The sequence below is a fragment of the Streptomyces sp. Tek67B01 genome (assembly GCF_055231995.1).
In genome coordinates this window covers 1,691,156-1,704,504 of the sequence record NZ_JBUYUY010000001.1, presented here as the reverse complement: position 1 = coordinate 1,704,504, position 13,349 = coordinate 1,691,156, and the positions used below count along the sequence as shown (strand labels likewise).

At 74.5% G+C, this 13,349-nt stretch carries 11 protein-coding genes; 3 read left to right on the top strand and 8 right to left on the bottom strand.

The window, feature by feature from the left end; all coding sequences use genetic code 11:
- Window positions 1-69: 69 nt before the first annotated feature.
- The 3 genes from ACV7NM_RS07835 to ACV7NM_RS07825 all read right to left on the bottom strand — a co-directional run bounded on the left by ACV7NM_RS07835 (window position 70) and on the right by ACV7NM_RS07825 (window position 3,082).
- A complete protein-coding gene (locus ACV7NM_RS07835; RefSeq protein WP_463409600.1) occupies window positions 70-1,341 on the bottom strand; it encodes an HRDC domain-containing protein in 1,272 nt (423 codons plus the stop codon).
- Window positions 1,342-1,477: 136 nt separating this feature from the next.
- Entirely contained in the window at window positions 1,478-2,140 is a 663-nt protein-coding gene (locus ACV7NM_RS07830; RefSeq protein WP_007267191.1) for a helix-turn-helix transcriptional regulator, read from the bottom strand.
- 285 nt (window positions 2,141-2,425) lie between these two features.
- Entirely contained in the window at window positions 2,426-3,082 is a 657-nt protein-coding gene (locus tag ACV7NM_RS07825; protein ID WP_463409599.1) for a DUF3000 domain-containing protein, read from the bottom strand.
- 91 nt (window positions 3,083-3,173) lie between these two features.
- Between ACV7NM_RS07825 and hemE the strand changes: the two genes are divergently transcribed.
- Window positions 3,174-4,238: a uroporphyrinogen decarboxylase gene (gene hemE / locus ACV7NM_RS07820; RefSeq protein WP_463409598.1), complete on the top strand. Its 1,065-nt coding sequence runs from the start codon at window positions 3,174-3,176 to the stop codon at window positions 4,236-4,238.
- A 99-nt stretch (window positions 4,239-4,337) separates the two neighbouring features.
- Here the strand turns inward: hemE and ACV7NM_RS07815 are convergent, their stop codons facing one another.
- Entirely contained in the window at window positions 4,338-5,720 is a 1,383-nt protein-coding gene (locus tag ACV7NM_RS07815) for an FAD-dependent oxidoreductase (protein WP_463409597.1), read from the bottom strand.
- A gap of 162 nt (window positions 5,721-5,882) precedes the next feature.
- On the opposite strand from ACV7NM_RS07815, the gene hemG reads away from it, so the two are divergent.
- Together hemG and hemQ are read left to right on the top strand one after the other, a co-directional pair.
- Complete coding sequence (gene hemG / locus ACV7NM_RS07810; RefSeq protein WP_463409596.1) at window positions 5,883-7,343, top strand: protoporphyrinogen oxidase; 1,461 nt, start codon at window positions 5,883-5,885, stop codon at window positions 7,341-7,343.
- A 23-nt stretch (window positions 7,344-7,366) separates the two neighbouring features.
- Window positions 7,367-8,080: a hydrogen peroxide-dependent heme synthase gene (gene hemQ, locus ACV7NM_RS07805; RefSeq protein WP_136212683.1), complete on the top strand. Its 714-nt coding sequence runs from the start codon at window positions 7,367-7,369 to the stop codon at window positions 8,078-8,080.
- Window positions 8,081-8,193: 113 nt separating this feature from the next.
- On the opposite strand, the gene ACV7NM_RS07800 is transcribed toward hemQ, so the two are convergent.
- The 4 genes from ACV7NM_RS07800 to ACV7NM_RS07785 all read right to left on the bottom strand — a co-directional run bounded on the left by ACV7NM_RS07800 (window position 8,194) and on the right by ACV7NM_RS07785 (window position 13,281).
- Entirely contained in the window at window positions 8,194-9,834 is a 1,641-nt protein-coding gene (locus ACV7NM_RS07800) for an alpha/beta hydrolase (protein WP_463409595.1), read from the bottom strand.
- 127 nt (window positions 9,835-9,961) lie between these two features.
- On the bottom strand, window positions 9,962-10,999 hold the full coding sequence (locus ACV7NM_RS07795; protein WP_463409594.1) for a TIGR04222 domain-containing membrane protein: 1,038 nt from the start codon (window positions 10,997-10,999) through the stop codon (window positions 9,962-9,964).
- The gene (locus ACV7NM_RS07790; protein ID WP_463409593.1) at window positions 10,996-12,378 is read right to left on the bottom strand and encodes an MbnB/TglH/ChrH family RiPP precursor modification enzyme; all 1,383 of its coding nucleotides are present in this window, start codon (window positions 12,376-12,378) and stop codon (window positions 10,996-10,998) included. The genes ACV7NM_RS07795 and ACV7NM_RS07790 overlap by 4 nt, the downstream gene beginning before the upstream one ends.
- A 129-nt stretch (window positions 12,379-12,507) precedes the next feature.
- Window positions 12,508-13,281: an aminoacyl-tRNA hydrolase gene (locus tag ACV7NM_RS07785; RefSeq protein ID WP_463409592.1), complete on the bottom strand. Its 774-nt coding sequence runs from the start codon at window positions 13,279-13,281 to the stop codon at window positions 12,508-12,510.
- Between the last annotated feature and the right edge of the window lie 68 nt (window positions 13,282-13,349).

Sequence of the window (13,349 nt, the reverse complement as noted above, 5' to 3'; positions counted from 1 at the left end):
TGCCGGCGCCGCGGGAACGCCGAGAGCCCCCGGCCGGGCGGCCGGGGGCTCTCGGGACATCCGTACGGGTCAGGCGGTCGCCGCCAAGGCCTCGACCAGGGACGGGGTGACCTGCTCGATCTGCCACGGGCGGGCGCCGTAGCCGGCGAGGGCCTCGGCCACCGCCTCCGGCTCCCGCCGCTGCGGCGGCTCCCAGCACAGCCGGCGGACCGTGTCCGGGGCGATCAGGTTCTCCTGCGGCATGTTCAGCCCCTCCGCCAGCGCGGAGACGGCGGCCCGGGCCGCCGACAGCCGCGCCGCCGCGGCCGGGTCCTTGTCCGCCCAGGCGCGCGGCGGCGGCGGGCCGGCCGGCGTCGCCCCCGGCTGCGGCAGCTCGCTCTCGGGCAGCGCCCGCGCCCGGTCCACGGCGGCCATCCACTGCTCCAACTGCCGGCGCCCCATCCGCTGCCCGAAGCCGGGCAGCGCGGACAGCGCGGTGGCGTTCGCCGGAAGGGCCAGGGCCGCCTCGACGATCGCGGCGTCCCCGAGCACCTTGCCCGGCGAGACGTCACGACGCTGGGCGATCCGGTCGCGCGACTCCCACAGCTCGCGTACGACGGCCATCTGCCGGCGCCGGCGCACCTTGTGCATGCCGGACGTACGGCGCCACGGGTCCTTGCGCGGCGGGGCGGGCGGCGCGGAGGCGATGGCCTCGAACTCCTGGTGCGCCCATTCCAGCTTGCCCTGCCGGTCCAGCTCCTTCTCCAGCGCGTCCCGCAGGTCCACCAGCAGCTCCACGTCGAGCGCGGCGTAACGCAGCCACGGCTCGGGAAGCGGGCGGGTGGACCAGTCGACGGCGGAGTGGCCCTTCTCCAGCACGTAACCCAGCACGCCCTCGACCATCGCGCCGAGTCCGACCCGCGGGAAGCCGGCCAAGCGGCCCGCCAGCTCGGTGTCGAACAGGGAGGTGGGGGTCATGCCTATTTCACGCAGGCACGGCAGGTCCTGGGTGGCGGCGTGGAGGATCCACTCCGTACCGGTCAGGGCGTCGCCCAGCGTGGACAGGTCGGGGCACCCGACCGGGTCGATCAGCGCCGATCCGGCGCCTTCGCGGCGCAGCTGCACGAGGTACGCGCGCTGGCCGTAGCGGTACCCGGAGGCGCGTTCGGCGTCGACGGCGACGGGTCCGGTGCCGGCGGCGAAGGCCGCGACCACCCGGGCCAGGGCGTCCTCGTCGGCGACCACCGGCGGGATGCCCTCGCGGGGTTCGAGCAAGGGAATCGGCGCCTTGTCGACGTCGTCCGGGGGGCCGCCCCCGGTGGTGGTGCGCAGGTCTGCTGCGGTCTCTTGGGCGTCGGTCACCGCTCAAGGGTATCCGTGGATGTGACGCGCCCGTCGCCGGAACGTTCCGTCGACGGGCGCGGGGGTGGAGCGGGGATGCGGTGCGGACGTTTCCCGGGGGTTGCCCGGGACGTTGCCCAGGAGCCTCCGGGCGGGGTCAGTGGATGATCCCGGTCCGCAGTGCGACGGCGACCATTCCGGCCCGGTCGCCGGTGCCCAGCTTGCGGGCGATCCGGGCGAGGTGGGACTTGACGGTCAGGGCGGACAGGCCCATCGATACGCCGATGGCCTTGTTGGACTGGCCCTCCGCGACGAGGCGCAGGACCTCGACCTCGCGGCCGGAGAGCTCGCGGTAGCCGCCCGGGTGGCTCGGGGCACCCGGGGGGCGGCGGTGCATACGGGCGGCCGCGGCGCCGATGGGGGCGGCGCCGGGACGGGTGGGGAGCCCGATGTTGGTCCGGGTTCCGGTCACGACGTAGCCCTTGACTCCGCCCGCGAGGGCGTTGCGTACCGCGCCGATGTCGTCGGCGGCGGACAGGGCCAGGCCGTTCGGCCAGCCGGCGGCGCGGGTCTCGGAGAGCAGGGTGAGACCGGAACCGTCGGGCAGGTGTACGTCGGCCACGCAGATGTCGCGCGGGCTGCCGACGCGGGGGCGGGCCTCCGCGATGGACGACGCCTCGATCACATCACGTACTCCGAGGGCCCACAGATGGCGGGTCACGGTGGAACGGACGCGCGGGTCGGCCACGACGACCATGGCCGTCGGCTTGTTCGGGCGGTAGGCGACCAGGCTTGCGGGCTGCTCGAGAAGAACGGACACCTAGGCCTCCTGGGGGAGTGGCGGGGCGTCCGGCTCGGGGAAGGAAAGCCGGTGCGCACCGTGCTGATGGTCACTGACTCCTTCGGCACGTCACCCGCCCGGCTTTAGGGAATGATCACGATTTGGTGAGTAACAATTCGGGCAATTCGGACGCTTGATCGATCAAGCGATGATCAGAAGGCCGCAACGGGCGTCCTGTTCTGACCGTCCGCGGCGTCGACCCGGCCCGGCGGTCGCGTCGCCGCACGTGCCGTCGGGCGCCCCGTGGGCCGTACGGCCCCTCCGCTACGGGTGGTGCGGGCCGCGTCGCTGTGGCAGGGAGACCACGCCCGTGCCGGAGTCCGTCGGACCCACCGGCGGCAGGCCCGCGACCTGGCACAGCAGCTCGCACCAGGCCGACAGGTGCGCCGCGGTGTCCGGCACGCCGCCCACCCCCTCGCGCGGCGTCCAGGAGGCCCTGATCTCGATCTGGGTCGCCGGCCTGCGCTCCGAGAGACCGCCGAAGTAGTGCGAGCTCGCCATGGTCACGGTGCCGCTCGCCTCCCCGTAGGTCAGCCCGCGCGCGTCCAACGCGCCCGTCAGCCAGGACCAGGAGACCTCCGGCAGCAACGGGTCCCCGGCCATTTCCGGCTCCAGCTCCGCCCGTACGAGCGTCACCAGCCGGAAGGTGCCCTGCCAGGCGTCGTGGCCGGCCGGATCGTGGAGCAGGATCAGTCGGCCGTCGGCCAGGTCGTCCTCGCCGTCGACGACCGCCGCCTCCAGCGCGTAGGCGTGCGGGGCCAGTCTCTGGGGCGGCTTCGTCGGCTCGATCTCGATGTCCGTGCGCAGCCGCGCCTTCTTCAAGCCGTCGACCGCCCGCCGGAACGGGAGCGGGACGGAGCTCTCCTTCGCGCTGTCCGTACTGTCAGCGCCATCTGAAAATCGTCCCTGAGCCGCAGCCATGCGGGGAAGACTAGGCGGAACGGGAGCCCGTACGGCGCAGGGACACCCGCACCGGGCCGCGCACTTCTTCATACGTGCGAAGATTTGGCGCGTGAGCGCCATTGACCGCCCGACGGGCCAGCCGAGTCAGACGTACGATTCCGCCTTCCTGAAGGCGTGCAGGCGAGAGCCGGTGCCGCACACCCCGGTGTGGTTCATGCGGCAGGCCGGGCGCTCACTTCCCGAGTACCGCAAGGTGCGCGAGGGCACGGCCATGCTGGAGTCCTGCATGCGCCCCGACCTGGTCACCGAGATCACGCTGCAGCCGGTGCGACGCCACAACGTGGACGCCGCGATCTTCTTCTCCGACATCGTGGTGCCGCTCAAGGCCATCGGCGTGGACCTGGACATCAAGCCGGGCATCGGCCCGGTCGTGGCCCAGCCGATCCGCCGCCGCGAGGACCTCGCACAGCTGCGCGACCTCACCCCGGAGGACGTCTCCTACGTCACCGAGGCGATCGGCATGCTCACGGGTGAACTGGGCCCCACGCCGTTGATCGGCTTCGCCGGCGCGCCTTTCACCCTCGCGAGCTACCTCGTCGAGGGCGGCCCGTCGAAGAACCACGAACACACCAAGGCCCTGATGTACGGGGACCCGCAGCTGTGGGCCGACCTGCTGGACCGCCTGGCGGAGATCACCGCCGCGTTCCTCAAGGTGCAGATCGAGGCCGGCGTCTCCGCGGTGCAGCTGTTCGACTCCTGGGTCGGCGCTCTGGCCCCGGCGGACTACCGGCGCTCGGTGATGCCCGCGTCGGCGAAGGTGTTCTCCGCCGTCGAGTCGTACGGAGTCCCGCGCATCCACTTCGGCGTGGGCACCGGCGAGCTGCTCGGCCTGATGGGCGAGGCCGGCGCGGACGTCATGGGCGTCGACTACCGGGTCTCGCTGGACGAAGCCGTCAAGCGGGTCGGCCCCGGCAAGGCGCTCCAGGGCAACCTGGACCCCGCCGTGCTGTTCTCGACCCCGGAGGCCGTCGAGGCCAAGGCGGACGAGGTCCTCGCGGCCGCCGCCGGCCTGGAGGGCCACGTCTTCAACCTCGGCCACGGCGTGCTCCCCACCACGGACCCCGACGCGCTGACCCGTCTCGTGGACTACGTCCACACCCGCACGCAGCGCTAGGCCCTATCGGCCGGGGGCGGGAGGGTCGCTGCGCGGCGCCGGCCCCTCCCCGCCCTTTCGCCGGTCCCCGGGCGGAGCCGGGGAAGCCGGCCCGCGGGGCTAGGACTCCGCCGCCCGCACCGCGGACACCGCCTTGCGGGCCGCCACCTGGATCGGGTCCCAGACCGGGGAGAACGGCGGCGCGTAGCCGAGGTCCAGGGACACCACCTGGTCCACCGTCATCCCCGCCGTCAGGGCCACCGCCGCGATGTCCACCCGCTTCGCGGAGCCCGCGCCGCCGACGATCTGGACGCCGAGCAGCCGGCCGGTACGGCGCTCCGCCAGCATCTTGACCGTCATCTTGGCCGCGCCCGGGTAGTAGCCCGCCGTCGTGGTCGACTCGATCGTCGCCGTCACGAAGCGCAGCCCGGCCGCCAGCGCGTCCTTCTCGCGCAGTCCCGTCCGGGCGATCTCCAGGTCGCACACCTTGCTCACCGCCGTCCCCACCACGCCCGGGAACGTCGCGTAACCGCCGCCGACGCCCGAGCCGATCACTTGCCCGTGCTTGTTGGCGTGCGTGCCCAGCGGGATGTGCCGATTGCGGCCGGCCACCAGGTCCAGGACCTCCACGCAGTCGCCGCCCGACCAGATGTTCTCGTGACCGCGCACCCGCATCGACAGGTCCGTCAGCAGCCCGCCCGACTCGCCGAGCGGCAGACCGGCCGCCCGGGCCAGGGCCGTCCGGGGCTCGACGCCGATGCCGAGGACGACCACGTCCGCCGGGTACTCGTCGCCCGCCGCCGTGGCCACCGCCGAGGCCCGGCCCTCCTCGTCCGTCAGGATCTTCATCACCTCGGCCCCGGCAACCGTGCGGATGCCCATGTTGTTCATGGCGCCGTGCACCAACGCGCCCATGTCCGGGTCCAGGGTGGCCATCGGCTGCTCGCCGCGGTGCAACACGGTGACCTCGAAGCCCCGCCCCACCAGGGCCTCCGCCATCTCCACACCGATGTAGCCGGCGCCGACCACGACCGCCCTGCGGCCCGACGTCCGCTCCAGGGTGTCCATCAGGCGCTGCCCGTCGTCCAGCGTCTGCACCCCGTGCACCCCGTGCGCGCCGATCCCGGGCAGGCGCGGACGGACCGGGCGGGCGCCCGTCGCCAGCACCAGCTTGTCGTAGCCCGTCCAGCTCTCGGCGCCCGATCCGAGGTCCCGGGCGCGGACCCGCTGCCCCGCGAGGTCGAGTTCGACGACCTCCGTGCGGGTGCGCAGGTCGATGTCGCGGGCCCGGTGCTCCTCGGGGGTCCGGGCGATCAACGCGTCCCGGTCGGTGACCCGGCCGCCGACCCAGTAGGGAATGCCGCACGCCGAGTACGAGGTGAAGTGCCCGCGCTCGAAGGCGGTGATCGCGAGCTCGTCCGGGCCCTTCAACCGCCGGGCCTGGGAAGCGGCGGCCATTCCCGCCGCGTCGCCGCCGACCACCACCAGTCGTTCCGCTGCCATCGTCCGCACCGTCCTCCGCCTGCGCCACCGTCACGTGTGGGACACGCTACGGGTGAACGGCCGCATACGTGTTCAGTTCCCGTTGTCGCTCCCCGCCCCCGGCCGTCGCCGGCGGCCAGGACTGCGGTCCGGCCGCGTTGATCGGTCTGAGACGATGTGTCCATGCACGAAGCGGACATGCGTACGGACCGGCCGGGTACCCCCGGTCACGTCGTCGTCATCGGCGGCGGCATCGCCGGCCTGGCGGCCGCCCACCGGCTGCTCGGCGACGGCGTCCGCGTCACGCTCCTGGAGGCCGGCCCGCGCCTCGGCGGCAAGCTGTACGCCGGGGAGCTCGCCGGCGCCCCCGTCGACCTCGGGGCCGAATCCATGCTCGCCCGCCGCCCCGAAGGCGTGGGCCTGGCCCGGGCCGTGGGGCTCGGCGACGCGCTCCGGTCGCCCGCCACCGCCACCGCCCGTCTGTGGACGCGCGGCGCGCTGCGCCCCATGCCCAGTGGCCATGTCATGGGCGTCCCCGGCGAATTGGGGTCCCTCGCCGCCTCCGGGGTGCTCTCGGCCGAAGGCCTGGCCCGGATCGAGGCCGAGCCGACGCTGTCGCCCGTCGAGATCGGCGAGGACGTCGCCGTCGGTGAGTACGTCGCCGCCCGCCTCGGCCGCGAGGTCGTCGACCGGCTGGTCGAACCGCTGCTCGGCGGGGTCTACGCGGGCGACGCCTACCGGATCTCCATGCGGGCCGCCGTTCCGCAGCTCTACGAGGCCGTCCGCACCCACGCGCTCTTGGGCGACGGCGTACGGGAACTGCAGCGCCGGGCCGCGACACCGAACCCGGCGGCCGGCCCGGTCTTCGCCGGCGTCGAGGGCGGCGTCGGCCGGCTCCCGCTCGCCGTGGCCGAGGCCTGCCGGGCCGCCGGAGCGGACCTGTACACCGGGCGTCCCGTGCGCGAGCTCCTCCGTACGCCCGATGGCTGGCGCGTGGTCACCGCGTCCGAGGTCATCGAGGCCGACGGCGTGGTCCTGGCCACCCCCGCCGGACCCGCCGCCCACCTGCTCGACGCGCTCGTGCCCACCGCCGCCGCCGAGCTGCGCGCCGTCGAGTACGCCTCGATGGCCCTGGTGACCATGGCCTTCCGGCGCACCGACCTGCCCCCCGCGATCACCGACGGCGGCGCCAGCGGGTTCCTCGTGCCGCCGATCGACGGCCGCACCATCAAGGCCTCCACCTTCTCCAGCAACAAGTGGGCCTGGTCGGACGCCGATCCGGACCTCTTCTTGCTGCGCACCTCCGTCGGCCGCCACGGCGACGAGGCCGAGCTGGAGCGCGAGGACGTCGAGCTGGTCGAGGTCTCCCTCCGGGACCTCGGCGCGGCCGTGGGCCTCACGGGCCGCCCGGTCGCCTCCACCGTCACCCGCTGGGACGGCGGGCTGCCCCAGTACCCCGTCGGCCACCTCGCCCGGGTCGCCCGCATCCGGGCCGCCGTCGCCGCCCTGCCCGGCCTCGCGGTGTGCGGAGCGCTCTACGACGGGGTGGGCATCCCCGCGTGCGTCGCGAGCGCGGGCAAGGCGGCCGACGTGGTGCTCGGCGCGCTCGGGGGCACGTTCGGCACCCCTGGCACAGACCACTGATCAGCACACGGGACAATAGGCACATGACTGCACCAGAGAAGATTCCCAACGCGGGGAAGAAGGCGAAGGACCTGAACGAGGTCATTCGCTACACCCTGTGGTCCGTCTTCAAGCTGAAGGACGTTCTCCCGGAGGACCGCACCGGCTTCGCCGACGAGGTCCAGGAACTCTTCGATCAGCTGGCCGCCAAGGACATCACCGTCCGCGGCACCTATGACGTCTCCGGCCTGCGCGCCGACGCGGACATCATGATCTGGTGGCACGCGGAGACGGCGGACGAGTTGCAGACCGCCTACAACCTCTTCCGCCGCACCAAGTTCGGCCGCACGCTGGAGCCGGTCTGGTCGAACATGGCCCTGCACCGCCCGGCCGAGTTCAACAAGTCCCACATCCCGGCGTTCCTGGCCGACGAGAACCCGCGCGAGTACGTCAGCGTGTACCCCTTCGTGCGCTCGTACGACTGGTACCTGCTGCCCGACGACGACCGCCGCCGCATGCTCGCCGACCACGGCAAGATGGCCCGCGGCTACCCCGACGTGCGCGCCAACACCGTCGCCTCGTTCTCGCTCGGCGACTACGAGTGGCTGCTGGCCTTCGAGGCCGACGAACTGTGGCGCATCGTCGACCTCATGCGTCACCTGCGTGCCTCCGAGGCCCGTATGCACGTCCGTGAGGAGGTGCCCTTCTACACCGGGCGCCGCAAGTCCGTCGCCGATCTGGTGGCAGGGCTCGCCTGATACCTCCCCTGGGGGGAAGGACCGGCGCAGTGCCCCCGTGACTGGGGGGCGGCCGCCGGTGATCGGGAGGCCCCGCCCCCGAATCGACGCAGCCGGAGATCCCGCCCGGAAGTTCAGACGACCGGCGGCAGCAGTGCCCTGGGAGCATTCCCCGGGGCCTGCGCCGCCCGCTCGTCCAGCGACACCGGTGCGGGCTCCGGATGCGGCGCGCACGCGACACGCCGCCCCGGGGTGTCACCCGTCAGCAAGTACCGCTCCACGTGCCGGTCGACGCAGTCGTTGAGACCGCCGACCACCCCGTGGGTCCCCGCCCCCTCCTCCGTGACCAGCGCGGCCGACGGCCCGAGCCGCCGCCGGAGCTCCAGCGCACCCCGGTAGGGGGTCGCCCCGTCCCGTTCCGCCGCCACGACCAGGGTGCGGGGGAGCGAAGGCCGCCGGGCCCCGACGTCCACCGGACGTCGCCGCTCGCGCACCGGCCAGGACGCGCAGGGCAGGTTGAGGAACGCGTTGGCCCAGGTCTCGAAGGGCGCCCGGCGCGCCACCTCGGTGTTGTCCCGGTCCCAGGTCTCCCAGTCGGCGGGCCATGGGGCGTCGTTGCACAGCACCGCCGTGTAGACGGCCGTCGCGTTCTCCGCGGCGACGGCGCGCGCCGGGTCGGGCGCGGCCTGCTCCGTCAGCGGGCCCGGGTCGCCCCGCAGGAAGGCCGCCAGCGCCCGTGCCCGGTCGGGCCAGACGTCGTCGTAGTACGCGGTCTGGAGGAAGGCGGCGTGGAGTTCGCCCGTTCCCACCACCCCGCCGGCGGGGGTGCGGGCCACCGCTTCCCGGACGCGTTCGTAGGCACCCAGCACGGACTGCGGGGTCGCACCGAGGCCGTACGCGGCGTGGTGACGGGCGACCCAGGCGCGGAAGTCGTACCAGCGGCGCTCGAAGCCGGGGCCCTGGTCGAGGTTGTTGCGGTACCAGACGCGGCCCGGGTCCGGGTCGACCGCCGAGTCGAAGACCATCCGGCGAAGCCGGTCCGGATAGAGGGTGGCGTACACGGCCCCCAGGTACGTGCCGTACGAGGCCCCCACGAAGTTCAGACCCGACTCGCCGAGCGCGGCGCGGAGCACGTACAGGTCCCGGACGTTGTCGAGGGTCGTGTAGTACGGCAGCGCGGCGCCGGCCCGCCGCGCGCAACCGAGCGCGTAGGCGCGGGCGGCGGCGAGCCGTCGCCTCTTGTACGCGGCCGAGGGTTCCGCCGGGACCTGGGTGGGGGCCCCGGCGCGGGTGACCGGGTCCTGACAGGACAGGGGGGCGGAGCGGCCGACCCCGCGCGGGGCGTAGCCGACGAGGTCGTAGGCGGCGGCGACGCGCTCCCAGGCGGGCAGGGCGCCGAGGAGCGGGAAGGTCATCCCGGAGGCACCGGGTCCGCCCGGGTTGTAGACGAGGGCGCCCTGGCGTGCCGCCCCGCCGTGCCCGGTGGCCGGGACACGACTCACGGTGAGGGAGATGCCGGGGCCGCCCGGGCGGGCGTAGTCGAGAGGGACGCGCAACGTCGCGCACCGGACGGGGTCCGGCAGCGCCTCGGCGGCGGGGCAGGGCCCGAAGGCGAGCGGCGGGGGATTGCGGGCGACGAACTCGGCCCCGGCCGCCTCGGCCGCCTCGACCATCCGGTCGGATGCCCCGCCGGCCGCCCGGGCGGGGACGGGACCGGCCAGGGCGAGGCAGAGGACCGCCGCCGTGGCCGTGCGGCGTGTGGGCTTCCTCCGCATGGGGGACCTCGCATCTCATCGGCTGGTCCGATGAGATGCCGTCGGGCCGCCCCGTGTACAGCACCCCGACCCGGGTGTCGCCGCCGCTCCCCCCTTTGCCGTAGCCCGTGCGCCGCCTGACGGCCGGTCAGGAGCTGCTGGAGCAGCCGGAACCCGACGAACAGCTGGAGCCCGAGGAGCAGCTGGAGCCGGACGAGCAGCTGGAGCCGGACGAGCAGCTCGAAGCCGACGAACAACCGGAGCCGGACGAGCAGGCGGAGCCGGCGCCCCCGCAGCTCGAACCGGCGCCCCCACAGGAGGAGCCGGAGCTCGCACCATCGGTCGCCGCGCACCACACGAGCGGCGCGACATCGACGGCCGACACGGACGAGGCGGAGCCGCCGGTCCGTCGTACGCCCGACTGGGCCGCGGCCAGGCGCGTACCTCGGGCGGCCGGTACCAGCTGCTGCCTCAGGTACGGGTCCCGCAGACCGCGCAGCCCGAACAGGGCCGTCCGGACGCGCGGGGTCCGGTCGACCGCGTACCGGGCCCGCATCGCGCCCAACGCCTCCCGCCCGGCCGGGGTGATCCGCCGCCGGGCCCGGCGGGCCCCGACGACCCCGAACGCGACCCCGGCCACCAGCACGGGCAACACCTCGCAGACGAACGGCACCTGGAACCCGGAGTCCGAATCCCACGCCACGAAGGTGAGCGCCAGCGACAACGGCACCATCAGTACGCACACCACCGCCTGGACCAGCCCCCAACGTCGCCGCCCGCGCCCCGAACCGGGCACGGTGATCAGTCCCCGCTGGGCCAGGGCGTCCCCGGTCTCCTGCACGGACGGGTCGACCATGGCCGCGTACCGCACCTGGTACAGCCACCCCGAGGGCGCCTCCCGCAAGGCCTGGAGCACGGCGCGCTCGGCGTCGTCGGCGGCCCGCACCCCGGGCCGGGCGTGGACGATGCCCGGGCCGCCGACCACCAGCCGTCCGTCGCAGAGCAGGGATACGAGCGCGCTGTCCACGACCGCCCCCGGCCCACCCGCCAGGAACGCGGCCTCGGACAGGTCGTGCAGGTACGGCGCCGAGCCGGACGAGGCGGAACGCCGCCCGCGCGGGCCACGGAAGAGCAGCACGGTGGAGGTGGCCACGGCGAGCCAGACCGCCAGGGCGAGGAGGTTCACGCCGCCCTCCCCGTCAAGGCCCGTGCCCAGCGGACGATCCGGCGTGGCGGGCGCGCCCCGGCCCGCTCACGCCACCAGGCGGTGAGCCGCCGACGGGAGTCCCGGTCGGCCGGGAGGTCCCGGATCAGCAGGTACTCGGCGAAGTCCAGCGCGTCCCGGCGGTATCCGGCCGTCATCGGGCGGCCTCGGGCGTATCCGAGGAACGCGGCGCGGTACGCGTCACCCCCGCCCAGGATCTCGGGGAGCTCGGGCGCCGACTTGGCCACCACCGAAGCCCGCTTGGCGGCCAGCGCCCGGGCCTGGACCCGGATGCGCTGCCGGTCGAAGCCCTCCGGTACGGGAGTGCTCGCGACGAGGGCCGACAGCAGCGCGGCCTGCCGGAGCCCGAGCCGGGTCCGGGCCGCGTCCGTCACGGCGTCCCCGACCGCGCTCGCGTCCCGGGCAGTGGTCCCGTCCGTCACGGCATCCGCGTCCCGGGCGGTGGTCCCGTCCCTCACGGCGTCCGCCCGGGGGGCGGTGGTCCCGGAGGGCGAGGCGCGCCGTGCCGGTGCGCTCGCCGCCGGACGGACCGCCAGCACGTCCCGGATGGCACGGAGTTCCGCCTCCAGTTCGCGCTCCGGCGGAAAGTCGTCGTCCCGCTCCAGCAGGACCCCGGCCGGCTCCATCCGCTCGCGCAACCGCGCCAGTACCTCCAGCACTTCCCCCGGCACGGGGTGCGCGTGCGTGTCGTGCCACACCCCGTCCCGTTCCACGCCCCCCGCGACGTGCACGTACGCCAGCGCCGCCGGCGGGATCGCGTCCAGCACCGCGGCCGGGTCCTCGCCCCGGTTCACGCGGTTGGTGTGGAGGTTCGCCACGTCGATGAGCAGCCGCACCCCGGTCCGCTCCACCAACTCCGTCAGGAACCGTGCCTCCGACAGCTCGTCCCCGGGCCAAGGGAACAGCGCGGCGATGTTCTCCAAGGCCAGCGGCACGGGCAGCGCGGCCTGCGCGATGCGAACGTTCTCGCAGAGCACGTCCAACGCCTCACGGGTGCGCGGCACCGGCAGCAGGTGCCCGGCCTCCAGCGCCGGCGAGGAAGTGCGTACGTAGGCGATGTGCTCGGTGACCAGCGGCGCGCCCAACGCCACCGCCCGCTCCCCGAGCGCGGCCAGCTTCCCGGCGTCCGGCCGGTCGGCTCCGCCGAGGCCCAGCGAGACCCCGTGCGGGACGACGCGGACTCCGCGCTCCAGCAGCCGCGTCAGCGGATCGGGCAGATGGCCCGGGCAGATGTTCTCCGCCACCACCTCGACCCAGTCCAGGCCGGGCAGCCGTTCCACCGCTTCCGCGATCTCCGGCCGCCAGCCGATGCCCACCCCCAGGTGTGCCACGGGCTTCATGTCCCCCGCCCCCCTCCATCGGTCCGTTCGCCGGTGTGATGGCCCAGGCGCGGTCCCGCCAACCCGCCGGAGGGGACGTTCAGAGCAACATTTGAGGTTCCGCCGCGGCCCGGACCCCCACCGGTGGACCTACAGCCGGGCCCGGAGCGCCGGATGGTCCGAGACCACCGTGCAGGACCCCGGCGCGATCTCCGTGAACCCCGCGTCCCGCACCACCGGCAGCCCGCTCGCGCTCAGCTCCGCCCACCGCTCGCGCGGAGCCGTCCGTACGGCCAGTCGGAAACCGGAGTCCCGCCACGCGCCGCGCTCCGCCTGGGTCAGCTCCCACCACGCCAACTGCGCCGCGTGACCGGCCTGGGCCATCGCCTTGCCGGCCGACATGTCCAGGTCCGGGTTGAGCCACAGCACCGGCACCCCGGGCGCCGCCGGGGCGACCGGCTCCGGGTCGTCGAGGTCGGTGCCCGACACCTGGAGCTTGGCCAGCTCCTTCGGCCAGCCGTCGAGCGGCACCGGCGGGAAGACCCGTACTTCGGTGTCCGCCCCCGAGGGGCCGTCGCCGTGGACCGTGACCCCGGGCAGGGTCCCGGCCTTGCGCCATTCCGCCCCGCGGGCCCGCCGGACCACCTTGCGGATCCGGGCGTCCTGCCAGTCCCGGACGGCCCCGGCCCACTCGCCGTCGCCGTGCGAGCGCTCGTCCGTCAGCAGCACCAGCACCGCGCGGGCCGCCGTCTCCAGCGCGTCGGTCCTGGCCGGCGGCGAGGTCTTCTCGATCCGCACGACCAGCGGCAGCACGAACTGGGGGGCCTCGTCGCGGGTGGCGTGCTCCTTGCGGAACGGGCTGTCGGCCCCCACGGCCGGTGCGGGGGCGGTGTCCTGGCGGGCCTGGGTGTCCTCGGTGCTCATCCGACCCAGTCTGCCGGCCTCCGACTTCAGGAGGATGCCGCAGGGGTGGCGTGCGGCGAGGATCGGGC

Coding starts and splice junctions, on each gene's coding strand:
- hemG (WP_463409596.1), top strand. CDS start 5,883: ATGCACGAAGCGGACATGCGTACGGACCGGCCGGGTACCCCCGGTCAC.
- ACV7NM_RS07785 (WP_463409592.1), bottom strand. CDS start 13,281: ATGAGCACCGAGGACACCCAGGCCCGCCAGGACACCGCCCCCGCACCG.
- hemQ (WP_136212683.1), top strand. CDS start 7,367: ATGACTGCACCAGAGAAGATTCCCAACGCGGGGAAGAAGGCGAAGGAC.
- ACV7NM_RS07815 (WP_463409597.1), bottom strand. CDS start 5,720: ATGGCAGCGGAACGACTGGTGGTGGTCGGCGGCGACGCGGCGGGAATG.
- ACV7NM_RS07800 (WP_463409595.1), bottom strand. CDS start 9,834: ATGCGGAGGAAGCCCACACGCCGCACGGCCACGGCGGCGGTCCTCTGC.
- ACV7NM_RS07790 (WP_463409593.1), bottom strand. CDS start 12,378: ATGAAGCCCGTGGCACACCTGGGGGTGGGCATCGGCTGGCGGCCGGAG.
- ACV7NM_RS07825 (WP_463409599.1), bottom strand. CDS start 3,082: ATGGCTGCGGCTCAGGGACGATTTTCAGATGGCGCTGACAGTACGGAC.